Annotated in this window: 22 protein-coding genes; 5 read left to right on the forward strand and 17 right to left on the reverse strand. The window is 54.3% G+C overall.

The features are described from left to right. Window positions 1-40: 40 nt before the first annotated feature. The 13 genes from secG to OCV58_RS06705 form a co-directional block, all read right to left on the reverse strand. The gene (secG, locus tag OCV58_RS06645; protein ID WP_087476947.1) at window positions 41-277 is read right to left on the reverse strand and encodes a preprotein translocase subunit SecG; all 237 of its coding nucleotides are present in this window, start codon (window positions 275-277) and stop codon (window positions 41-43) included. Window positions 278-321: 44 nt separating this feature from the next. Then, complete coding sequence (sigH, locus tag OCV58_RS06650) at window positions 322-1,011, reverse strand: RNA polymerase sporulation sigma factor SigH (protein ID WP_087476946.1); 690 nt, start codon at window positions 1,009-1,011, stop codon at window positions 322-324. A gap of 12 nt (window positions 1,012-1,023) precedes the next feature. Then, window positions 1,024-1,551, reverse strand: coding sequence for an NYN domain-containing protein (locus OCV58_RS06655; RefSeq protein ID WP_154877339.1), 528 nt, complete (start codon window positions 1,549-1,551; stop codon window positions 1,024-1,026). Continuing rightward, window positions 1,548-2,297: a 23S rRNA (guanosine(2251)-2'-O)-methyltransferase RlmB gene (rlmB, locus tag OCV58_RS06660; RefSeq protein ID WP_154877340.1), complete on the reverse strand. Its 750-nt coding sequence runs from the start codon at window positions 2,295-2,297 to the stop codon at window positions 1,548-1,550. The genes OCV58_RS06655 and rlmB overlap by 4 nt, the downstream gene beginning before the upstream one ends. Before the next feature lie 2 nt (window positions 2,298-2,299). Further along, window positions 2,300-2,785 (reverse strand): Mini-ribonuclease 3, encoded by a 486-nt coding sequence (locus OCV58_RS06665; RefSeq protein WP_154877341.1) that lies wholly within the window; start codon window positions 2,783-2,785, stop codon window positions 2,300-2,302. Further along, a complete protein-coding gene (gene cysS, locus OCV58_RS06670) occupies window positions 2,782-4,227 on the reverse strand; it encodes a cysteine--tRNA ligase (RefSeq protein WP_087476943.1) in 1,446 nt (481 codons plus the stop codon). The genes OCV58_RS06665 and cysS overlap by 4 nt, the downstream gene beginning before the upstream one ends. Before the next feature lie 314 nt (window positions 4,228-4,541). Continuing rightward, window positions 4,542-6,005, reverse strand: coding sequence for a glutamate--tRNA ligase (gene gltX, locus OCV58_RS06675; protein WP_154877342.1), 1,464 nt, complete (start codon window positions 6,003-6,005; stop codon window positions 4,542-4,544). A gap of 22 nt (window positions 6,006-6,027) precedes the next feature. Then, window positions 6,028-7,218, reverse strand: coding sequence for a 2-C-methyl-D-erythritol 4-phosphate cytidylyltransferase (ispD, locus tag OCV58_RS06680; RefSeq protein WP_232818841.1), 1,191 nt, complete (start codon window positions 7,216-7,218; stop codon window positions 6,028-6,030). After that, on the reverse strand, window positions 7,219-8,412 hold the full coding sequence (locus tag OCV58_RS06685; protein ID WP_154877343.1) for a PIN/TRAM domain-containing protein: 1,194 nt from the start codon (window positions 8,410-8,412) through the stop codon (window positions 7,219-7,221). It abuts the gene before it with no gap. A 172-nt stretch (window positions 8,413-8,584) separates the two neighbouring features. Next, the gene (gene radA / locus OCV58_RS06690; RefSeq protein WP_154877344.1) at window positions 8,585-9,961 is read right to left on the reverse strand and encodes a DNA repair protein RadA; all 1,377 of its coding nucleotides are present in this window, start codon (window positions 9,959-9,961) and stop codon (window positions 8,585-8,587) included. A 10-nt stretch (window positions 9,962-9,971) separates the two neighbouring features. Continuing rightward, window positions 9,972-10,661 carry an HAD family hydrolase gene (locus OCV58_RS06695; protein WP_107196636.1) on the reverse strand — a complete coding sequence of 230 codons (690 nt, stop codon included), beginning with the start codon at window positions 10,659-10,661 and terminating at the stop codon, window positions 9,972-9,974. A 141-nt stretch (window positions 10,662-10,802) separates the two neighbouring features. Then, on the reverse strand, window positions 10,803-11,999 hold the full coding sequence (locus OCV58_RS06700) for an acetate/propionate family kinase (protein WP_087476938.1): 1,197 nt from the start codon (window positions 11,997-11,999) through the stop codon (window positions 10,803-10,805). A 28-nt stretch (window positions 12,000-12,027) separates the two neighbouring features. After that, window positions 12,028-12,567 carry a hypothetical protein gene (locus tag OCV58_RS06705; RefSeq protein WP_267312828.1) on the reverse strand — a complete coding sequence of 180 codons (540 nt, stop codon included), beginning with the start codon at window positions 12,565-12,567 and terminating at the stop codon, window positions 12,028-12,030. 222 nt (window positions 12,568-12,789) lie between these two features. Between OCV58_RS06705 and OCV58_RS06710 the strand changes: the two genes are divergently transcribed. After that, on the forward strand, window positions 12,790-14,007 hold the full coding sequence (locus OCV58_RS06710; RefSeq protein ID WP_154877345.1) for a tRNA(Met) cytidine acetate ligase: 1,218 nt from the start codon (window positions 12,790-12,792) through the stop codon (window positions 14,005-14,007). A gap of 137 nt (window positions 14,008-14,144) precedes the next feature. After that, on the forward strand, window positions 14,145-15,413 hold the full coding sequence (gltS, locus tag OCV58_RS06715; protein WP_239386275.1) for a sodium/glutamate symporter: 1,269 nt from the start codon (window positions 14,145-14,147) through the stop codon (window positions 15,411-15,413). Between the two features lie 145 nt (window positions 15,414-15,558). Here the strand turns inward: gltS and OCV58_RS06720 are convergent, their stop codons facing one another. Next, entirely contained in the window at window positions 15,559-16,365 is an 807-nt protein-coding gene (locus OCV58_RS06720; protein ID WP_154877346.1) for a tetratricopeptide repeat protein, read from the reverse strand. Window positions 16,366-16,559: 194 nt separating this feature from the next. Here OCV58_RS06720 and clpB point away from each other — a divergent pair, with 194 nt between their 5' ends. Continuing rightward, window positions 16,560-19,151 (forward strand): ATP-dependent chaperone ClpB, encoded by a 2,592-nt coding sequence (clpB, locus tag OCV58_RS06725; RefSeq protein WP_087476934.1) that lies wholly within the window; start codon window positions 16,560-16,562, stop codon window positions 19,149-19,151. A gap of 123 nt (window positions 19,152-19,274) precedes the next feature. Then, entirely contained in the window at window positions 19,275-19,850 is a 576-nt protein-coding gene (locus OCV58_RS06730; protein ID WP_267312829.1) for a PepSY domain-containing protein, read from the forward strand. A gap of 65 nt (window positions 19,851-19,915) precedes the next feature. Here OCV58_RS06730 and nadC read toward each other — a convergent pair whose 3' ends face one another. The 3 genes from nadC to nadA are packed head-to-tail and all read right to left on the reverse strand — an operon-like array spanning window position 19,916 to window position 23,018. Beyond that, window positions 19,916-20,776 (reverse strand): carboxylating nicotinate-nucleotide diphosphorylase, encoded by an 861-nt coding sequence (nadC, locus tag OCV58_RS06735; protein ID WP_233127939.1) that lies wholly within the window; start codon window positions 20,774-20,776, stop codon window positions 19,916-19,918. After that, window positions 20,773-22,083, reverse strand: coding sequence for an L-aspartate oxidase (locus OCV58_RS06740; RefSeq protein ID WP_087476932.1), 1,311 nt, complete (start codon window positions 22,081-22,083; stop codon window positions 20,773-20,775). The genes nadC and OCV58_RS06740 overlap by 4 nt, the downstream gene beginning before the upstream one ends. Window positions 22,084-22,109: 26 nt before the next feature. Beyond that, the gene (gene nadA, locus OCV58_RS06745; protein ID WP_095629934.1) at window positions 22,110-23,018 is read right to left on the reverse strand and encodes a quinolinate synthase NadA; all 909 of its coding nucleotides are present in this window, start codon (window positions 23,016-23,018) and stop codon (window positions 22,110-22,112) included. Between the two features lie 309 nt (window positions 23,019-23,327). On the opposite strand from nadA, the gene OCV58_RS06750 reads away from it, so the two are divergent. Further along, window positions 23,328-23,834, forward strand: coding sequence for an S-adenosylmethionine decarboxylase family protein (locus OCV58_RS06750; RefSeq protein ID WP_087476930.1), 507 nt, complete (start codon window positions 23,328-23,330; stop codon window positions 23,832-23,834). The last annotated feature ends 7 nt before the right edge of the window (window positions 23,835-23,841 follow it).

Here is a 23,841-nt window from a genome sequence, read left to right on the forward strand (position 1 = left end):
TGAAAAAAGCCTGCGACGACGCCGCAGGCCATAACGTTCATTAAAATGTATTCAGCAATCTGCCTAAAATCAATGTCACGATTGCAAAGGCAATAGATACGACGATAGTTACTTTAGACAGCAATGCGTCCATACCGCGGGCTCTGCTGCCAAACAGGTCTTCCGCGCCTCCGCCGAAGCCGGCGCCCATGCCTTGAGTCTTGCTTTTTTGGGCTACGACAACGCCGATAAGAATCAGAGACAAGATGACAACTAAGATTTCCAATACAGTAATCACGCTAATCCTCCTTACAACACATGCTTAACGATACTATTGTACACTCATTTGCCTTTTCTATCAATAGGTTCCGATTTATTTTCTCCATCCCGGTTTTCCAAATAACGTTCCAGCTTGCGCTTGACGCGCTGCAGGGCGTTGTCGATGGATTTTACGTGGCGATGCAGTTCTTTGGACATCTCGTTGTAGGACTTCCCTTCCAGATAGGCCGTCAGCACCTGCCATTCCAGGTCGCTCAGGATTTCGTTCATCTTCAGCTCGATGTCGGCAAATTCCTCCCTGCTGATGACGAGCTCTTCCGGGTCGCTGACGCGAATTCCCGACAGAATATCCTGCAGCGTCCGATCCGATTCATCTTCATAAATCGGCTTATTCAAGGATACGTACGAGTTGAGGGGAATATGCTTCTGCCTCGTCGCCGTCTTGATAGCCGTAATGATCTGCCGCGTAACGCACAGCTCGGCAAAGGCCCGGAACGAGGCCAGCTTGTCGCCGCGAAAGTCCCTCGTCGCTTTATACAGGCCTATCATGCCTTCCTGAATGATGTCGTCGCGGTCGGCGCCGACGAGAAAATAGGCCCGCGCTTTGGATTTCACAAAGTTGCGGTACTTATTGACGATGTAATCCATCGCCTCGCCGTCCTGTTCCTGCTGCGCCAGTTGAACGATTTCTTCGTCGCTCATCCCTTCAAATCTGTCCGACCGGGGAAATTCCTCTCGCATTTCTGCCTGCATATTATACCTCTACTATTTCGATCTGCGAATTTTTTCTAATTTTCTCAGCACGTCTTCGTCCTGCACGCGGTACACGACTTCGTTGCGCTGGCCGCCATGCTTCAATACGTTGCGGTGGTCGTAGGCCGCCGTTTCCTTCCGCGTCCGCTCTACGTCCTCGGCAAGCTCTCTCGCCGGCATGCGGTACGCGCCGGTGCCCAGCACCTGCGTCTGTTCCGAGCCGTCGGACGTAGCGACGTAAATGATGCGCTTGTCGTTGCGGTGCTCGTAGACCAGCCGTTCGATGCGGCTGTCCGCCGTTTCCTCTTTATCCGTAAAGATGACTTCGCAGTCCCTGCCGATTTTCATGCTTTTTTCCGCCTCGTCCGTGTACATCGCATCAAAGACGAGGACCAATTTATATCCCTTAGCCTTGCCGTAGCTCACAAGGGTATCCGTCAGCTTCTCCCGCGCGTGGTCCAGCGATTGGGCTGCCAGCTTTTTCAGCTCGTCCCAGGCAAAAATGATATTGTACCCGTCGACGATCAGCAAATCCTTCATTTCGCCACCGCCTGCCGCTGGCGCACGGCTTCATACATCAAAAGGGCCGCCGCCACGGAAGCATTGAGGGAATTAACTTGGCCGAACATGGGAATCTGCACGAGAACGTCGCATGTTTCCTTTACCAAATGGGATATGCCCCGGCCTTCGCTGCCGATGACCAGGACGATAGGCTCGGTCAGAGAGCTGTGAAAATAATCGACGCTGCCGTCCATATCGGCGCCGATAACCCAAAAGCCCCGCTTCTGCAATTTCTTCAAGGTCTGCGTCGTGTTGCCGATCTGTACGATAGGCATATACTCGACGGCGCCGGCAGACGTCTTGCCGACAGTTTCGTTAATCGGCGCGCTGCGCCGCTTCGGCAGGAGGACGGCGTCGACGCCGGCGCATTCGGCAGTGCGGATAATAGCGCCTACGTTGTGCACGTCTTCAATACCGTCCAGCAGCACCAGAAACGGCGTTCGTCCCGCCGCTTCCACGTCGGCCAATACGTCGGTCAAATCGGCATAGGCCACGGGAGCGGCGAAGGCGACGACGCCCTGATGGCGGCTCCCCGGCGCCAGATGATTCAAAATCTTGGCCGGCGCGCGTTCTATGAGAATATCCTTCTCGCGGGCCAGCTCCTGGATACGCAGCAGCGGCGGCGCGTCATTTCCGGCAGCTATATATAGTTTTGTAATGGACCGGCCGGCACGCAGCGCTTCCGTCACGCTGTTGCGTCCGACAATGATGCTTTCGTCGCTCATGGTTACACCTTTTCTCCATGTTTTATTGCACAATATTCTTTCGTAAACCTGTATATTTCATCCATAAGCCCATCGAGGCGGACGGACTTTTCCGCCATAATCAAGTATCCCACCAGGGCTTCCAGCGCCGTGCTGTCGTGATACTCGGCGACGGACGCGCTCTTCGGCGCCTGTGAATAGGCATTGCGGGCCCGCTGGCAGACAGAAGCTTCCGTCTCATCCAGCGTCTCCTTGATATGACGGTACACATAAGCCTGGGCCTTAGCCGAAACGAATTCCGAAGCCAGCAGGTGCAGGACCTGCACGTTGGGAATGCCGGTCTGCACCAAACGCCGCCGCAGATACAGGGCGTAATACGCATCGCCGACAAAGGCCAGGGAAATCGGGTCGAGCCGCGAGGCATCCTGTTCAGGCACCTCCAGCCGCTCGCCTTTGGCAAAGGCCGCATAGGCTCGTCCTTTTAAGGCTTGAAGCTGTTTAAATTTCACTTTTTCCAACGCGCTCCCTGAGGAGAATCTTCAATCGTAATACCCAAGGCTGCCAGCTTATCGCGGATGGCGTCGGCCAAAGCATACTGCTTCTGCGCCCGGCATTCCTGGCGGATTTCCAGGATTGCGTCCATCAGGTCGTTGTAATCCTTGCTGCTGGCGCTGCCTTTCTGGCCGCTCCACCGTTCTTCCAAAATGCCGAGGATGTCGGTCATCGTCTTGAAAATGCGCTTTACTTCCGATACGACGGACGAATCGACGGGCACGCCGTTGTTGACGACGGCGTCTTTATAGATGTTGACCTTCTTCGCCAAATCGAACATTGCCGCGCTGGCCAGAGCCGTGTTGAAATCGTCGCACATCGCTTCTTCAAAGGCTTCTTCGTTGGCCTTGGCGTCAGCCATGAGCTGCGCCGCTTCTTCCGACTTCGCGCCGGCCGGCATGTCGAGCAGTTCCAGCACGTTGTCAATCGACGTGCCGAGGCGTTCCAGGCTGCGGGTCATTTCTTCGAGCCGTTCGTCGCTGAAGTCGAGGGGGCTGCGGTAATGGTTGGAAATGAGGAAGAACCGCAGGGCGTCCGGATTATAATGTTCCAGTACATCCTTGACCAGGAAGAAGTTATTCAGGGATTTGCTCATTTTTTCCGAATTGATCGTAATGAAGCCGTTGTGGAGCCAGTAACGGACCATAGGCTTCTTGCCCGTATACGCTTCGGACTGGGCGATTTCATTTTCATGGTGCGGGAAAATCAAATCGCTGCCGCCGCCGTGGAAATCAAAGGTATCGCCGAGATACTTATTGCTCATAGCCGAGCATTCGATATGCCAGCCCGGACGGCCCGGTCCCCAGGGGCTTTCCCAAGACGGTTCGCCCGGCTTAGCGCCTTTCCACAAAGCGAAGTCCATAGGATTGTGCTTGCGGTCGTCTACTTCGATGCGGGCGCCGGCCATCATGTCGTCGAGGCTGCGGCCGCTCAGTTTGCCGTAGCCGGCAAATTTTTCCACGCTGTAATATACGTCGTTGTCGATGACGTATGCGAAACCCTTTTCAATGAGCACTTCAATCATGTGGATGATTTCTTCCATATGCTCCGATACGCGGGGGTATTTGTCGGCCCGGCGGACATGGAGCTTGTCCATGACGTCGAAGTACGACGCAATATAACGGTTGGAAATCGTATCCCACGTTACGCCTTCGCCGTTAGCCGCATTGATGATCTTATCGTCTACGTCGGTAAAGTTCTGAATATGCGTTACTTCATAGCCCAGGTGTTCCAGGTAGCGCTTGATGACGTCCCAGGTGACGAAGGGACGGGCGTTGCCCATATGGGAATGATTGTACGGCGTGATGCCGCAGACGTACATCTTGACCTGTCCCGGCGTGACGGGCGTAAACGTTTCTTTTTTACGAGTCAGCGTATTATATACTTTTAATTCTCTCATGGTAAACCTCCTTGATAATACAAAAAGGCCGCCATCCCTTTACAGAGACGGTGGCCCGTGGTTCCACTCTGTTTTTATGGCATCGCCATAATCTCAAAGCACATAACGGGTGCATCCGGACCAGATTACTAGCTTCACCTGATCTGCTCGCAAAGGCATCTTTGCAGCTTCTGCCATCTAAACAGGTTCTCAGCCCAGGCCCGTTCTCTCTGTAGCGCTCGTCTGCAAATCATTTTGGTCATTGCATTTAGATATACATTATTTATTACTATGTGCTACTTATATTAGCGAATATTCCCTAATCTGTCAAGCCCTTATTGGTTCAGCAAACCGCTCTGCTCCAACCGGCTCAGCACTTTATCGCGGCCCATGAGGGCGACGATGACGTTGAGGTCCGGGCCGTGCATCACGCCGGTAATGGCGACGCGGATAGGCATGTATACGAATTTGCCCTTGACCTTCAGGCCCTTTTGAATCTTCTTGAACAAGGGCTGTACCGTGTCGGCCGTTACTTCGTCCAGAGCCGCCAGCTCATCGCGGAACATAGTCAGCACGGCCAGAGCCGTTTCTTCCTTCAATACGGCCGCCGTTTCTTCATTTTCCGGAGCATAGTCTTCCGTAAAGAATACCTGGACGGCATCGACGATCTGCGCGCCGTACTGGACGTGCTCGCGCATCGCCCAAACGACGTCCTTCAGCCAGGACAGCTCAGCGGCGTCCGGTTCCTGCGAGGCATAGCCGGCCTGCTGGAGATGGGGCAGGCAGAGGGCCAGCAGCTGATCGGCGGTGAGCTGCTTCATATAATGGAAATTAATCCAATTCAGCTTTTCGATGTCGAATACGGCCGGATTCTTCGCTACGCGGTCTAAGGAGAACTGCTGATTCAGTTCTTCACGGCTGAAGATTTCCTGATCGCTGTCCGGCGTCCAGCCGAGAAGGGCCAGGAAATTGACCAGCGCGTCAGGCAGATAGCCCATATCGCGGTACTGCTGCACCGACGTAGCGCCGTGGCGTTTGCTCATCTTTTTCTTGTCGGCACCTAAAATCAACGATACGTGGGCAAAGGTCGGCACGGGGAATCCCAGGGCATGGTACAGGACGAGCTGGCGCGGCGTATTAGACAAATGTTCTTCCGCCCGGACGACGTGGGTAATCCGCATGAGGGCGTCATCGATGACGACGCAGTAATTGTAGACGGGAATACCGTCGGACTTGACGATGACGAAATCGCCGACCTTATTGGAATCAAAGGCCACGTGGCCGCGGACGAGGTCGTCGAATTCCAGCGTTTCATCCTTCGGCGTCACGACGCGGATGACGTAGGGACGGCCTTCTTTTAAATACTGCTCTACCGTTTCCTTCGGCAGATTGCGGCATTTTCCGCTGTATACAGGCGTTTCGCCGTGGTTCATCTGTTCCTGCTTTTCCGCTTCCAATTCTTCAGGCGTGCAGAAGCAATAGTAGGCCTTTCCTTCGGCCAGCAGTTTTTCCGTATATTTCTGATAAATCGGCAGGCGGTCCGTCTGACGGTACGGTCCGTCCGGGCCGCCGACGTCGATGCCTTCATCCCACGTAATGCCCAGCCATTTCAAGGCTTCCTTGATATTTTCTTCCGACTCGCTGGTCGAACGCTTTCTGTCTGTATCTTCAATGCGTACTACGAATTTGCCGTTCGTATGCTTAGCCATCAAATAGTTGAACAGCGCCGAACGAGCACCGCCGATATGGAACGGGCCTGTCGGGCTCGGCGCAAAACGAACGCGAACTTCTTGTGTCATGAACAATTCCTCCCATAAAATGCTATTTATTTCTATATTTCAGGACCATCGCCGCAGCCTGGGCGGCCATGCCCTCTTCCTTGCCGACAAAGCCGAGCCGTTCCGTCGTCGTCGCCTTGACCGACACGGCAGCTTCGTCTATCTGAAGAGCTCCGGCAATATTTTCAATCATGCGCGGCACGTAATCTTTGATCTTTGGCCGCTGCGCCATCAGCGTCACGTCGACGTTGATAACCCGGCAGCTGTTTTCAATCAGGATTTGCCGCACTTTTTCCAGCAGCAGCAGGCTGGATATATTCTTAAACTTTGCGTCTGAATCGGGAAAATACGTGCCAATATCCTTCAGTCCTGCCGCTCCGAGCAAGGCGTCCATCACGGCATGAACGAGCACGTCGGCGTCGGAATGGCCGGCCAGTCCCCGTTCAAAGGGGATTTCTACGCCGCCCAATACGAGCTTCCGCCCTTCCGCCAGGGGATGGACGTCGTAGCCGCTGCCGACGCGGTGTTCCGTCGGGCCGTTCATATAAAATTCCAGAATAGGCACGTCATCCATCGTCGTAACCTTGTGATTCCGCTCGTCGCCCTGCAAAATAAAGAGCTTTTCTCCCAAAGCTTCCACTAAAGACGCGTCGTCTGTTCCGCTGATATGGTGCTCTTTAGCGTACTCGTGAGCCTGTATCAATACGTCGCGGTGAAATATCTGCGGCGTCTGCACAGCAATAAGCCGGCTCCGGTCCAGGGTCCGCACCGTCTGCAGCCCCTGTCCGCCGGCAATTTCCCGTTCCTTTACCGTATCCTTGACGGGAATGGCGTAAACGGCAGCCTTGGCTTTGGCCATAACCCCGACGGCGTTGTCGTACCATTCCGGCCCGGCAAAAGGACGCGAGCCGTCGTGAACCATGACGACATCGGCGTCGCGGCTCGTCGCCATTAACCCATTGTACACGGAATCTTCCCTCTCCGCTCCGCCTAAGGCATACCGCACCGGCATGGATGGGTGGAGAGACTCGACGATGGATACGATATCCTCATGATCCCGTTCGGCATTGACGATAACGACCTCGTCGACGGACGAAGCCGAAAAAACGTGCATCAGCGTATGCGCCAGCACCGGTTTGCCGCATAATGGATAAAAGAGCTTATTCCGCTCATATCCAAAACGCCGGCCTGAACCGGCGGCTACGACGATAACAGATACTTTCAAAAAATTCACCTACTCATCCGTAATTTTTACAAAAATCATCCGGCCTGCCGACGTCTGCAGCACCGACGTCACTGTGACAGGAACGTTTTTGCCGATATATTTATGGCCATTTTCAACGACGATCATCGTGCCGTCGTCCAGGTATGCTACGCCCTGATTTTCTTCCTTCCCGGCCTTTACGATATAGACTTCCATCTGCTCTCCGGGAATACGGGCCGGTTTCAGCGCGTTGGCCAAATCGTTGATATTCAGGACGACGACGCCCTGCAGGGCAGCTACCTTATTGAGATTGTAATCGTTCGTCACGACCTTGGCGTTGATCTGACGGCCCAGCCGCACGAGCTTGGAGTCAACGCCTTGGACATCGCTGAAATCATCGTTGATAACCCTGACTTCGACGTAATTGTCTTCCTGCATCTGCTTCAAAATATCCAGGCCCCGGCGTCCTTTATTCCGCTTGAGCAAATCCGACGAATCGGCAATAAGCTGAAGCTCTTCCAGGACGAAGACCGGAACCAGCAGCGGCCCTTCCAGAAATCCGGTGCTGCAGATTTCCGCAATGCGGCCGTCGATAATCGAGCTGGTATCGAGAAGCTTTCCGGAAAACTCATTGTGCTGGCGCTTGACGTTCGGTTCTTTATTCTGTTTTCCCAGGCGGATAGAACCGACTAGCCCCAAAATATCAGCCCGCTTGCGGATAGCAATGCTCATGCCGGCATATCCGAACACGATGCTGAACACGATAGGACCGTAAGCGCCGATAATAGGCAGTCGGGCAAACGCCAGCCCAATTAAATTAGCAATAATAAGTCCAAAAAGCAAACCCAGCGTTCCGACTATCAGGTCCTGGCTTTCGAAATCGCTCATTCCCGATTCGATACGGTGAATGATCTTCCAAATCAAATGAAGGACAAAGGGAGAAATGAGATAGCCAATCGCTATCCCCAGGACGACGCCTATGATATAAGCGATAACGGTAAGCAGCGTAATGCCGAAAACGCTGCCGTGAAAAAATCTCACTTCAATTTCCGCGCTGAAGTAAGGCGTCGCGATAATTTGATCGGAAATCATGACGCAGACCACGGCCATGATCAGCATGATAACGCCTCTCATGATATTATCGGTAATCTTGCCGCCGTTAAATTTCTTTGTACGCCGTTCCTTTCCCTTTTCGTTCGTACCAGTCGTACGTTCCACATCCATTGTGCCGCACCTCCTTTTTCACCGTGTATGATTTACGATAACTACATAACTATATCACACTTTTTAATAATAAACCACAAAAATAACAGGGACATCACAATTTTTTTACAAAAGGATAAACTTTTCCCGACGAAGCCCCTCTCCTGGCCCAGCGAATGGGGTATGCAGGCTTCTACGTCGCTGCAAACGCCGCCTGTATCGCGTCGCGCAGCGTCGCCGCCCCGATAATCCGGCATTGCGGGAAAGCCCCTTCCTTGATTTCATCCAGATTTCCTTTGGGAATGATAAAAGTCTGGAACCCCATCTTCGCGCCTTCCTTGATGCGCCGCAGGGCATGGGGCACGCGCCGTATGTCGCCGGTCAGGCCTACTTCACCCATGACGACGGTTCGGCTGTCCATCGGCACGTCGCGCAGGCTGGAAAAAACGGCCAGCACGACGGCTAAATCGGCGGCAGTTTCCGTGACGCGCAGGCCGCCGACGCTGTTGATATACACGTCCTGCGTGCCCAAAGACAGGCCGACGCGCTTTTCCAGCACGGCCAGCAGAATAATCAGCCGGTTATAGTCCATGCCCGACGCCGTGCGGCGCGGGACGGCAAAAACGGAATGCGTTGTCAGGGCTTGAATCTCCCCTAAAAGGGGCCGCATGCCGTCCATGACGGCGGCGACAGCCGAGCCGGCTTGATTTGCCGACCGCTCGGCCAGGAGCATTTGCGACGGATTAGTCAATTCGGACAACCCCGTTTCTTCCATCGTAAACAATCCCGTTTCGTTCGTCGACCCAAAGCGATTTTTGATTCCCCGCAACACGCGGAACTGATAATTCCGCTCGCCTTCAAAATACAGGACGACGTCTACCATGTGTTCCATCATGCGCGGTCCGGCAATCGCCCCTTCCTTCGTGACATGGCCTATGACGATGACCGAAATGGACTCCGTCTTGGCAAATTCCATGAGACGCCGCGTGCTTTCCCGTATCTGAGTCATGCTGCCCGGCATGCCGTCGGCGTCGCTGCTGTACATCGTCTGGATAGAATCGATGATCAGCAGCACCGGACGGCGTCGCTTTGCTTCCTGCAGTACGGCGTCGAGAGACGTATCGGCCTGTATGATGAGATTGGAAGCCGTAATTCCCAATCGTTCCGCCCGCACCTTAATCTGTCCGGCCGATTCTTCGCCGGAGCCGTACAGCACCGCGCCGGCATGGCGGCACACGGCATCGGCAATCTGCAGCACCAAGGTCGATTTGCCGATACCGGGGTCGCCGCTCAGCAAGATCAGCGCTCCCGGCACGATGCCGCCGCCCAGCACGCGGTCCAATTCGCCGATGCCCGTCCGGACGCGGCTCATCTGTTCCATGGCGATATCCTGCAGCAAGGCCGGCTTCGCCCCCTTGCCCTGCCGCGCGCCGACGCCTTTAGGCGGTTCAGGCACAGCCTGCTCTTCCATCATCGTATTCCATTCTCCGCACTGGGGGCACCGGCCCAGCCAGCGGCTGGACACGCTGCCGCAGTTAGCGCATACGTATCGGATCTTCGTTTTAGCCATCAGCGTCCTCCTATTCCGATTCGAGAAGGTCTAAAAACTCTTCCGGCCCTGGAAGCGTCTGCAAGAGCTTCCACGGTTCATGATGAGCCAGCTGTTCACAGGAATAATGGCCTGTCGCGACGGATATAGTCTTCGCGCCGATGGCCTTGCCGCACTGGATATCATAGGGCGTGTCGCCGATGACATACATTTCTTCCACCGCGTCGCCCCAGGCGTCCTTAGCCAGCCCATAGGCGTGGCGCGCTAAATCGTCGCGATAGTAAAAATTGCAGGCAAAGCCGGAATGGTCGAAATCAAAATAGGACGACAAGCCGAAAAAATCCAGCTTCATGCGCGCGCCGTGGACGCTGTTTCCCGTAAGAAGCAGCTGCTTAAAGGGCGGCCGGTCGGCAAAAAAAGCCAAAATATCGCGGACGGGCTCAAAGATCACGCTTTCTTCCCGCTTGACTTTAAGCCATTTCATCAGCTTCTTTTCATATTCCCGGCAAAACCAGCTCACTTCTTCATCTGTCGGCATGCGGCCCGTCGCTTTATACAGCAGCTGCTGGCAGATGTAATTGTCCGTCCGGCCGCCGGCAGAAATAGGCGGCACCGCCGCGTCTTCGCCCTGCATGGTATGGAAGACTTCTTCTATAGCGTATAATCCGGCCCTGCCCGTATTCAGCAGCGTGCCGTCTATGTCCCAGTATAACAGCTTCATCGTGTCACCTCATTAAAAATAGGGGCTGGAGCAGCATAGGGGAATCTAACTCCCTCTACCCTGCTCCCAGCCCCTGTTTTACGTTGCGTTAAAAACTACATGCAGCAGACGCGCCTTCCGGCCGACGCCAGATATGCCCTATTAGAGGTTCGATACGATGTCTTTCGTATCGCGGGCAATCATGATTTCTTCGTTCGTCGGGATGACGTACATCTTGACAGTAGAATCGTCCGTGCTGATCAGCGTATCTTTGCCGCGGACATTGTTCCGTTCGGGATCCAATTTAGCGCCCAGGAATTCCAAGCCCTGGCAGATAGCGGCGCGGTCTTCAATGCCATTTTCGCCTACGCCAGCCGTAAAGGTAATGACGTCGACGCCTTCCATGGCAACAGCCAACGCGCCGATCAATTTACGAACCTGATAGTGGAACATGTCGAGCGCCAGCTGAGCCCGTTCGTTGCCCTGGGACGCTGCGTCGCCGAGATCGCGGAAGTCGCTGGAAACGCCGGAAATGCCGAGAACGCCGGATTTTTTGTTCATGAGAGCGTCCATTTCCTTCGTGGACAAGTTGTGCTTATCCATGACGTTGAGGACGATAGCCGGGTCGATATCGCCGCAGCGCGTGCCCATGAGTACGCCTGCCAGGGGAGTAAAGCCCATCGTCGTGTCGACGCATTTGCCGTATTTGATAGCTGCCAGGGAAGAGCCGTTGCCCAAGTGGCAGTTGATGATGCGCAGTTTTTCGACAGGTACGCCCATTACTTTCGCAACCTGGCCGGCTACATAGCGATGGCTCGTGCCGTGGAAGCCATAGCGGCGGATGCCGTCTTCTTTGTATAATTCATACGGGAGGCCATACATGAAAGCTTTCGCCGGCATCGTCTGATGGAAGGCCGTATCGAATACGCCGACCTGAGGAACGTTCGGCATAATCGCTTTGCAGGCGTTGATGCCGATGATGTTGGGCGGATTGTGGAGCGGAGCCATAGCGGAGCATTTTTCCAGGGCTTTCATGACTTCGTCCGTAATCAGCGTCGAGCAGGCGAATTCTTCGCCGCCGTGAACGACGCGGTGGCCTACGGCATCAATTTCATCCATCGATTTGATGACGCCGCATTCTGCGTCTGTCAAAATATCCAATACGAGCTTAACAGCAACTTGGTGATCCGGAATAGACTGCTGGATTTCTTTTTTCTGGCCATTCCATTTATGGGTCAGCAAAGAATCGGACAAGCCGATTTTTTCGACAACCCCTTTTGCCATGACTTCTTCATTGTCCATGTTTACCAACTGGTATTTCAAGGACGAGCTTCCGCAGTTTACAACCAATACGATCATGCAATTTACCCTCTTTCATTTTCTGTAATTATTTTATTTGGCCAAAAATATACTCGGTCACTTCCTGTCCCATGCCGTCGCCTTGACGGTACATGTACATGACGTGCCAAATTTGACCGTTATCTTCAAAGAAGAGACTCTGTACGACGAGATCGGATACTTGGCCGTTCAGGGGTTCGCGGTACGTATACTCCCCTTTCACGGCCGGTCTTCCGCCGGCTGTCGTCGGAGTGATCTTCGTTTGCAGATCCGAAATATCCGGCGTCTGTTCCAGCATGGCCACGTCGCGCTCGGCTGCCATCTGCGGCGTCATTTCACCGGCAGGCTCCGACATCACGATCAGATTCAGGTGCTTGTCGTTGTTGACATACATCATGGCGCCGCTGCCCTGCCGTCTGACATGGGCTAAATCAAAGGGACTCAGGAGATATACTTCCGAATCGCCGGCCTTCAGCTGGGCGTATCCAAAGCTGTATTCCTCCATCATCGTAGCGCCGCCGCAGCTGGCCAGAAGCATTGCCGCCGCCGTCATCGCCGCAACAGATAAGGTTTTCCATCGTTTCATCATACAACCACCTAATTTTATGCTTTCTCCAGACTACGTTCATTATAGCATATTCCGCTTTTGATAAAAAGGGAAATATGAGGACAATCATGAATTCCTGTCATGCCTTTTATACAAGCATATTAGCCATATTATTCTACTCTATTTTTTATTTCAATCGCCCTTCATCGTAGTATATAATAAACAATACATTAGAAACTCAAACGTCAGATAAAGGAGACTATTATGAACCGCATTGCCGTCATTGCAGAATACAATCCCTTTCACAACGGCCATCACTATATGCTTCGCACCCTGCGCAGCCGTTTCGGCAGCAGCGCGCCGATCGTCGTCGTCATGAGCGGCTCTTTCGTCCAGCGCGGCGAGCCGGCCTTATTCGATAAATGGACCCGGGCGTCCTGGGCATTGGACGGCGGCGCCGACTGCGTTGTCGAGCTGCCGGCCCTCTACGCCTTGTCCAGCGCCGAAGGCTTTGCCGCCGGTGCCGTCCGGCTGGCGGCCCGCCTCGGCTGTACCCATCTGTCCTGCGGCGTAGAAGACGGTACGGCCGACGATTTTCATCGCCTCGCCCAGGCGTCCCTTGCAGTCCTCGACGATTTCCGCCCCGGCCAAACAGGGCTGACCTACGGCCAGTACGTCAGCCAGGCCACGGCCAGTCAGACTACGCCGGAAACGGCGGCGCTCCTCGGCGAGCCGAACGCCCTGCTGGCCCTGGAATACGTCAAGGCGATTCATCGCTACGCGCCGTCTTTCGAATTCGTCCCCATTCTCCGGCAAGGAAAACATGACGGAGCAGACTTAACCGGCCCCTTTGCCAGCGCCTCGGCGATTCGCCGCGAGCTGCAGGCCGGCCGCCTTGAAGATGCCGCGCCGTATCTTCCAGCAAAGGAGCTGGCCGACATAGGCCGTCTCCTTTCTCAGGGCCAATACGCCGACTACAGCCGCTACGGCGACTGCATCCTGTACCGCAGCCGCCTCCTCTCGCCGCAGGAACTCCTCGCCTTGCCGGCCTTTTCGGAGGGCCTGGAAAACCGCTGGCAACGCTGCCTTCTGCAATCGACGTCCTGGCCGGAAGCGCTCGACGCCTTGAAGACGAAGCGCTACGCCTACAGCCGCCTGCGCCGCATGGGAGCCTATACGGCCCTTGCCGTAAGCCGCGCCGATATGGAAAAAGCCTACCTCGAAGGGCCCCAATACGGCCGTGTATTGGCCTTGTCGCCCCTCGGCGCGTCCGTCTTAAAGGAAGCGAAAAAAGAAATCCCCATCATTACGAGGCTGCGGACAGGCCTGAACCGCCTTTCGCCCTTCGGGCAGCGAATGATCCAGTACGATATGCGGAGCACCGATATACAATCCCTGTGCTTCCGCTCGCCGTCCGGCCGCAGCGGCCTGAAAGATTATTACGCCTCGCCTTCCATGAAAAAGTCCATATTTCGCCAGTAATCTTTTTTCTTCCCATGCAGTCCGCATTAATATTTGTATATTCTGCAAAACTTTGCTATGATGTACTATGTTATCGTTTTTATTTCATATCCCAAAATCAAATTTTATAATCAGGGAATTGGAAGGGGTTTTATAGCATGGGGATATCGTTAAATCTAAATATTTATCAAACCTTGGCGGCCGCCATCATCGTATATTACGTCGGCGTGTTTCTGCGCGTCAAGCTGGGCTTTCTCCGAAAGTATTGTATTCCGGCTCCGGTAGTCGGCGGCATCTTATTTGCAATCCTCAACTGCGTCTTGTACACGAACGGAATCTGGACGTATGAGCAGGACACGACGATGCAGAATATCTGCATGATGCTTTTCTTTACGAGCGTCGGCTACACGGCCAGCCTAAGCCTGATCAAGCGAGGCGGCGTCCTCGTATTCAAGATGGCCGTAATCACGACAGTTTTGATTCTCTGCCAAAATATCATCGGCGTAGGATTGACCAGCGTCTTCGATTTGAATCCCCTCATGGGGCTTGCGACAGGTTCGATTCCCCTCGTCGGCGGCCACGCTACGTCGGCGGCCTTCGGCCCGGTTCTGGAAAAAATAGGCCTTGAAAACGGCACGACTATTTCCGTCGCCGCAGCTACCTTCGGTCTCGTCGCCGGCGGCATCATCGGCGGCCCAGTCGGCGAACGCCTCGTCCATAAATTCGACCTGCACAGCAGCGCCGCTGCAGAACGCCTCGACCCGGCCGCGGCGCAGCCGGAAGTAGAAAAGCTGGAAGCCGCCGCAGCTGATAAAGAAAAAGCCCATGAAGCCATCGAGCAGGAACAAAAATCAGGCCAGACGATTAACAATCACCGCTTCATGAACGCCATGGCCCACCTCTTTTTAGCTATGGGCCTGGGCACGTTAGTCAGCAATTTCTTCGTCAGCGTCGGCCTCGTCTTCCCGGCCTACATCGGCTCTATGCTCGTCGCCGCCGTCATCCGGAATATTGCCGACTTCACCCACGTCTATCCCGTATACCAGCGGGAAAGCGAGGTACTCGGCAACTTAGGGCTGACCATTTTCCTGACCTGCGTCCTCATGAGCCTGAAACTATGGCAGCTCGGCGCGCTGGCCCTTCCGATGATCGTCCTCCTGCTGACGCAGACCGTCTTCATGGCCCTGTTCGCCTACTTCATCGTCTACCGCACTATGGGCCGGAACTATGAAGCGGCCGTCATGTCGTCAGGCGTCTGCGGCTTTGGCCTCGGCGCAACGCCGAACGCCATCGCCAATATGACGGCTATGACGGAGCTCTTCGGTCCGGCGCCGACGGCATTCTTCGTCATCCCCCTCATCGGTTCGCTCATCATCGACCCGGTCAACGCGTCGATTCTCATGATATTCATCAACATCTTAATTTAATATAATGACAAACAGGCTGATGCAGCATCCATAGATTCTCTGCATCAGCCTGTTATTATTTTATATTTATTTTCCTTAACACTGCCGTAGGCATGATTCTCTTAATAGCGGCATTGTATAGTTTAAATTCAGCACAGACCGCTTACTATTTTTCTAAATCATGGAGCATACTCTGCCAATAGGCGGCCTGTTGCGTATCCTGCCGCACTCCTTCGCCATGCTCTAGGGCATATATGTAATTCTTGATTCCCTCCGTATAGCCATTAGCAGCCGATACGGCAAACCAATAAGCGGCCTGCTGCAAATCCTGGGCGACGCCGCGGCCGTCGCGGTACAGCTGGCCTAAATTATTCTGCGCCGGCCCGTCGCCGGCAAAGGCTGCCTGCTCGTACAGAGCTGCTGCCCTCGCCTCGTCCTTTTCAACGCCCTTTCCCATTTCATACAAATATCCTAAATTATTTTGGGCAATAAAATTTCCCTGAGCTGCGCCCTGGGCATACCAATAGGCTGCCTGCTCATAATCGGCTTCGCCGGTATAGCCAAATTGATACATGATGCCAGCGTTGCACTGCCCGTCGGCGTCGCCGCTCCGTCCGGCCTGTTCGTACCAAAACAGGGCCTCCCTATAATCTTGGGGCACGCCGCAGCCGATTTCATATAAATGTCCCAAATTATTGGCCGCCGGCCCATGTCCCTGCAGAGCCGCCTTCTTATACCAGCTGCCGGCCCGTTCGTAGTCCTGCGGCACGCCCAATCCCTGTTCGTATTGATAGGCCAGGTTATACTGTCCTTCGGCCCAGCCGCGGCGGGCCGCCATGCCGTACCAATAGAAAGAGCGAGCTAAATCGTCTTCATCGCCGTCAAAAAAATATACGTCGCCAAGGCGGCACTGCGCTTCCGCATCGCCCTGAAAGGCCTGCTTTTCCAAGGCCAAGAGATTTTCTTCTTTCATATACTACCCCTTCTCTCTCATCCTATTGGCATTGTACGGAAGGGATTTTTTATTGTCAAGATAGATCCTCTTCGTTTTTATCTTTTGTTCTATTGACTTTTTGACTTTTATAGGTATAATGATACTTGAGCATATACAAATACTCGCACACCATATTACGTTATGAATCGCCTGTAATATAAGGAGGTCTTATTATGGGAAATGAAAAATACACGCAGAAAGTAATCGACGCGTTTCAGTCAGCCCAGCAAATCGCCGCGCTGCACTATAATCAGGAAATTTCTTCCGTCCACATGCTCATGGGGCTCGTAAAGGAACCGGAAGGTCTTCTCTCCACGATTTTCTCCGAATGCCATACGGATTTGCCCATGCTGCAGGCCCGTTTGGAACAAATGCTGAAAAAGATTCCCTCTGTCAAAGGACAAAGCCAAATGTCCATGTCGACGGAAATGGTCCGGGTCATCGGCAAAGCCCAGCAGCTGGCGGAATCCATGCACGACGACTATATCAGCACGGAACATCTCCTCATGGGCATCGTCGAAGAAAGCAGCGACGATATGCAATCCTTGTGCCGCGAATTCGGCCTGACGAAAAACAACATTATGACCGCCGTGAAGGCCAACCGCAAGAGCAACGTCAATACGGACAACCCGGAAGGCAATTATAAGGCCCTGGAAAAATACGGCCGCGATTTGACGGCCGCCGCACGCCAGAATAAGCTGGACCCGGTCATCGGCCGCGACGACGAAATCCGCCGTACTGTCGAAATCTTGTCGCGCCGCCGCAAAAACAACCCTGTCCTCATCGGCGAACCGGGCGTCGGCAAAACGGCTATTGTCGAAGGGCTGGCCCGCCGCATCGTCAGCGGCGACGTACCGGAATCGCTGAAAAATAAGACGCTTTACTCCCTCGACATGGGTTCTCTGATCGCCGGAGCTAAATACCGCGGCGAATTCGAAGAACGGCTCAAATCGGTCTTAAACGAAATCGCCAAATCGGACGGCCAGATTCTCCTGTTCATCGATGAAATCCATACGGTCGTAGGAGCCGGCGCGTCTGAAGGCTCCATGGACGCCGGCAACATCCTGAAACCGATGCTGGCCCGCGGCGACCTGCGCTGCATCGGCGCGACGACGCTGAACGAATACCAGAAGTATATCGAAAAGGACGCTGCCCTGGAACGGCGCTTCCAGCCCGTCATGGTCGACCAACCAAACGTAGAAGACACGATTACCATCCTCCGCGGCCTGAAAGAACGGTATGAAATCCATCACGGCGTCCGCATCCGCGACAAGGCCCTCGTAGCCGCCGCCGTACTGTCGGACCGCTACATTTCCGACCGTTTCCTCCCCGATAAGGCCATCGACTTAGTCGACGAAGCCGCCGCCAAGCTGCGCACGGAAATCGAATCGATGCCGACGCCTATCGACGAACTGCGCCATAAGATCATGCAGCTGGAAATTGAAGAACAATCGCTCACAAAAGAAACGGACGAAGCTTCAAAAGAACGGCTGGCCAAAATCGTCGAAACAAAAGACGAACTGAAAGAAAAAGAAAGCCAGCTCAAAGCCCAGTGGGATGAAGAAAAGCAGTCCATCCTCCGCACGCAGGCCATCAAAAAGGAAATCGATTCCGTCAGAGGCCAGATGGAACAAGCGGAACACAACTACGATTACGCCAAGGCGTCGGAATTAAAATACGGCAAGCTGCCTGAACTGGAACAAAAGCTGAAGGACCAGGAAGCCTATTTGGCAGAACATCAGGATTCGCAGCTCTTAAAAGAAGAGGTTGGTGAAGAAGACATCGCCCAGGTCGTCAGCCGCTGGACAGGCATCCCCGTCACCAAGATGCTCACCGGCGAACGGGAAAAACTGCTCCACCTCGACGAAACCCTTCATAAACGAGTCGTCGGCCAGGATGCGGCCGTCCAGGTCGTCAGCGACGCCATCATGCGGGCCCGCGCCGGCATCAAGGACCCGAACCGCCCCATCGGCTCGTTCATCTTCCTCGGCCCGACAGGCGTCGGCAAGACCGAACTTGCCAAAACCCTGGCCGAAGCCCTCTTTGACGACGAACGGAACATCATCCGCATCGATATGTCCGAATATATGGAAAAACATACTGTATCCCGCCTCATCGGGGCGCCTCCGGGATACGTCGGCTACGATGAAGGCGGCCAGCTGACCGAAGCCGTCCGCCGCCGTCCCTACAGCGTCATCCTCCTCGACGAAATCGAAAAGGCCCATCCGGACATCTTCAACGTCCTCCTGCAGATTCTCGACGACGGCCGGCTGACTGACGGCAAGGGCCGGGTCGTCAACTTCAAGAACACCATTATCATCATGACCAGCAACTTAGGCTCTCATGAAATCCTCGAATCGCAGAATTTTGAAGAAGCCGACAAAAAGGTCCGCGACTTGCTGAAGCAGTATTTCCGTCCCGAATTTCTCAACCGTGTCGACGACATCGTCGTCTTCAAGGCCCTGCAGAAAGAACAGGTCAAAGATATCGCCTCCATCCTGCTGGAACGTTTGGGCGAACGGCTGGAAAAGCAGGTTAAGATTCACCTTACATGGAGCGACGAAGCGCTGCAGGCCCTGGGCGATCAGGGATTCAACCCGCAGTTCGGCGCCCGTCCTCTCCGCCGCCTCATTACCCATACGGTAGAAACGGCGCTGAGCCACGACATCATCGCCGGTACGGTACGCGAAGGCGATACCGTCGCCATCGGCTTCGACGGCAGTGAATTTACCTTCACGCCTATGCGCCGCCACGAAGACAACTAACTAAGACAAGGACAAGAAAGGCCGCAGCACCCTAACCGATGCTGCGGCCTTTTGCTGTAAACGCATTGTCTTTTTTCCCTATGGAGCTATAATAAAAGTATATTTTGACGAGGAGGAATGATCATGAATCGAAGCACTATTGCCTGCTGTCTCCTGGCCTTGGCCGCCCTGCTCTCCCTGAGCGGCTGCGGCCAGACGGCGGAATCTGCAGCGGCAAAGCCGACAGCGCAGCCAGTTCCCGCATCGCAGCAGCGCGCCGCCGACATCAGCGCCGATGACGCCCTGTCCATCGCCTTGGATCATGCCGGCGTTTCTGCGAATCAGGCGTACAATGTAAAAATAGACCGCGACAGGGACGCCGCCATTCCCGTATACGACGTGGAATTTGAAACGGATTACGGCGACTACGATTTTGAAATCGACATGCACAGCGGAGACATCGTCGGCTCCGATTACGAAGTCAAGGACGAATGGGCCCGCCGTCAGGACAGGCATCCCGTTTCCATGGACGAAGCGAAAGACATCGTCTTATCCAAGGTGCCCGGCGCATCGCCGCAGGACGTGCAGATCTGGCGCGAGTCCGACGACGGTGCGCCGCGCTATGAAGGACGGCTTTTCACCGGCACGATGTATTACGAATTTGAAATCGACCCGGACACGGGCATTATACTGGATTGGAATGCCGATAAGAGAAAATAGGCCGGCACACAAAAACAGCGTCTCCGCTCCTTTCGCCGAGACGCTGTTTTACTATGCAAATGAAATTACAGGCGATGAAGATGCTTTAAGGACAAATCCAAAATCGGCGCAGAATGGGTCAAGGCTCCGCTGGAAATATAATCTACTCCTACATCCTTCAGCTTGCTGATGTTTTCTTCTGTTACGTTGCCCGAGCATTCCGTTTCCGCCCGGCCGTCGATGATAGCCACAGCTTCCTTCATCATATCGTGCGTCATGTTGTCGAACATGATAATATCGGCGCCGGCTTCGACGGCTTCGCGCACCATGTCGAGGGTTTCCGTTTCCACTTCTATCTTGCGGACGAAGGGTGCGTAGGCCTTGGCCATGGCGACGGCTTTCGCCACCGAACCGGCCGCGCCGATGTGATTGTCCTTCAGCAAAATGCCGTCGGACAAATTGTAGCGGTGGTTGCAGCCGCCGCCGACGGTAACGGCGTATTTTTCCAAAAGCCGCATATTCGGCGTCGTCTTGCGCGTGTCGAGGAGCTTAATACCGCTTCCTTCCAGCAGCTTGACGACCCGGTTTGTGTACGTAGCCACGCCGCTCAGGCGCTGCAGGTAGTTGAGCGCCACCCGTTCGCCCGACAGCAGCGCCCGGATATCGCCGCGGATGACGGCCAGCTTCTGCCCCTTGGACACCCTATCGCCGTCTTTGACATAAAAGGTAAAGTCCGTCTCTTCATCCAGCAGCGTAAACACTCTGGCAAAGACCGGCAAGCCAGCGATGACGCCGTCGGCCTTGCTGAGCAGCTCTACTTCGCCCAGGCAGGCTTCGGGCATGACGGCGTTCGTCGACACGTCCTCACTGCTGATATCTTCCTGCAGTGCCATCATCAATATCGGATCTACATGCAGCTTCATCGTAATCGAATTCAGTTCGTTCATTGTGCGCTCCGCTCCCGTTCCATTTCTTGTAATACTTCGGCCTTATACTGCGCCGCCAGCGTACGTTCTTCCTTTTTCAGCGCCTGAACAGCCCGTTCGCCGAGCCATTCAAATTCTCCCTCTGGACGCGCCGCCGGACGCCGTATCTGCTGGCTGACCTGCCCGGCCGCCCGTTCGGCAAAGACCAGGCTTTCCAGCAGTGAGTTGCTGGCCAGGCGGTTTTTACCATGCACGCCGTTGCAGCTCGTTTCACCAACGGCGTATAATCCGTCCATCGTCGTCTTGCTGAAAGAGTCGACGTGGATGCCGCCCATGAAGTAATGCTGGGCCGGTACGACGGGAATCCAGTCCTTCGTTACGTCGAAGCCCTCTTCCAGGCATTTCTGATAGATATTGGGGAAATGGCGGAAAATCGTGTCTTTTCCGAGGACCGTCATGTCCAGCCATACGTAGGGCATGCCGTCTTTGGCCATTTGCTTGCGGATTTCCGCCGTCATCACGTCGCGGGGCAGCACCTCGCTGGCAAACCGCCGGCCGTCCTTGCCGTACAGCCTGGCCCCCTCGCCGCGGACAGATTCGGAAATCAAAAAGCTTCGGCCGGGATGAGTCGTATACAGCGACGTCGGGTGAATCTGCACGTAGTCGATATGCTCCAGAGCGATGCCGTGCCGGCGGGCAATGGCAATGGCGTCGCCCGTCAGGTGGGGAAAATTCGTAGACCTTTCGTACAATCCGCCTACGCCGCCGCTGGCTAATATCGTCTTGGCAGCTTCAATGGCCATGTATCCGCCTGCTTCATCCCGGGCGATAATGCCGAGACACCGGTTATCCTTGGCTACCAAATCGATCATCGTCGTATATTCCAGAATCGTCACATTCGGCAGGCCGCGCACGGCGGCCAGCAGCTTGCTGGTAATTTCTTTCCCCGTCACGTCTTCATGGTAAAGAATCCGCGCTTTGGAATGACATCCTTCCCGTGTGTAATCCAGCTGCCCGTCCTTCATGGCGAAATCCACGCCCCAGCGGATAAGCTGGTCGATGACGCTGCGCGAGGAACGAATCATGATGTCGACAGACTCGCGCCGGTTTTCATAATGGCCGGCTTTCAGCGTATCTTCCATGAAGCTGTCATAATCGTCTTCGTCGCGCAGCACGCAGATGCCGCCCTGAGCCAAATAGGAATCGCTGTTTTCTGTCTGGTCTTTCGTAATCATCAGCACCTGCTTGTCCGTCGGCAGGTGGAGCGCCGCAAAGAGCCCGCTGGCGCCGGTCCCTACGATCAGCACGTCCGTATTTATTATCTTCATACCTATTCCCTCTTTATCAAATCGCCTTATTCAGCTAATTCCAGCATACGGTCCAGCGAACGAAGCGCTTTTTCCCGCACTTCGTCGGACACGGTAATTTCTCCCGTCCCGTCGCGCAGGCACTGCAGTACCTTTTCCAGCGTCACTTTCTTCATATCTTCGCAGACCCGGCCTTCCATGACGGAATAAAACGTCTTTTCCGGATACCGCTTCGTCAATTCGTACATAACGCCGTCCTCGGTCCCGATAATGAATTCGTCGGCTCCGGCTTTTCCGGCATACTCGATAATGCCGGCCGTACTGCCGATGTAATCAGCTAAGGCCAAAACTTCTTCCGGGCATTCGGGATGAACCAAAAACAGGGCCTTGGGATGCTGTTCCTTGCAGGCCCGTACGACGTCCGGGCGGACGCCGTTGTGCCGGGGACAGTAGCCGTCATTGCACAGGATATGCTTTTCCGGAACCTGCGTGCTCACGTAATGCCCCAGGTTTTTATCGGGAATAAAGAATATATTGCGCTGCGGCAGCTTTTTGACGATGTGCACCGCATTGGACGACGTAACGCACACGTCGCTGTGCGTCTTAATCTCCGCCGTGGAGTTCACGTAGCATACGACAGCCAGGTCGTCGTACTGCCGGCGCATGTCTTCTACGGCCTTCGCCGTGACCATGTGCGCCATAGGGCAATCGGCCGTGCTGTCCGGCATGAGGACCCGTTTCTGCGGATTGAGGATTTTTGCGCTTTCTCCCATGAAACGTACGCCGGCGAACACGATCGTCTGGGCGTCAGTCTCTTTTGCCTTCTTGCTCAAGTAAAAAGAATCGCCGACGTAATCGGCGACGCGCTGTACGTCGTCGGGCACGTAGTAGTGAGCCAATATGACGGCGCGTCGCTCCTCTTTCAGCCGGGCAATTTCCTTTTCAATCAATTCCATTGCAATCCCCTTTCTCTTCATCGTTTACCTGCTATTATAGCATCAAGCATTTACAGCTGACAAGACAATGAATGATATTTCTTTTGCCGTAAAACAGAAGGCATATTCAGCATAGTTTTATGACATTTTGATATGTTAACCATAGGCATCTCTTGCCCGATAGCTTCGGAGGTCGCATTTTTACGTATATTTTACGATAATAGAAAATACTTATAGTATCTCCGTCCTTATTTCCATTTGGAAAACTGCGTTTACAAGGCGGAAAAAACAGTATATAATGAGCTGTACTAAACTAACGGGTGGAAATTCATGGCTAATACATTAGGAAAACATTTACTGATAGACTTTTACAACTGCAAGGCAGAACTGACGACGAACGACGAACTGCAGAATCTGGTAAAAAAGGCCTTCGAGCCTGTCGGCGCGCCTATCGAGGGCATCACGTTGTACCATGACGACGCGGAGGAGCTCGTCTGTATCGGCGTGTCGAAAAACGCCCATCTCTGCATCCACATTTATCCCCAGCTGGCTTACGTCGCCGTCGACATTTACAGCTTCAACAACGACCTCAACGCCAGCCACGTCATGAGCACGCTGAAGGTCATCTTAGGCTCCGACCGCATCAAAGCTACGAGCATCCGCCGCGGCGACTTCGGCTCGCTCCGCGACATGCGGCCTGCCCGCAAATCGAAGATTACGACGGTCCGCCGCATGAAGAACACGGGCTCCCGCATCAAAAAAACGAGCGCCAGGATGTTTAATATCCTGCGCCATCCGCAAAAAATGCGCCGTTCCCGGCGCATAAAAAAGAAGTAATATAGTA

The sequence above is a fragment of the Megasphaera stantonii genome, from assembly GCF_025567065.1.
Classification (GTDB): Bacteria; Bacillota; Negativicutes; order Veillonellales; family Megasphaeraceae; genus Megasphaera; species Megasphaera stantonii.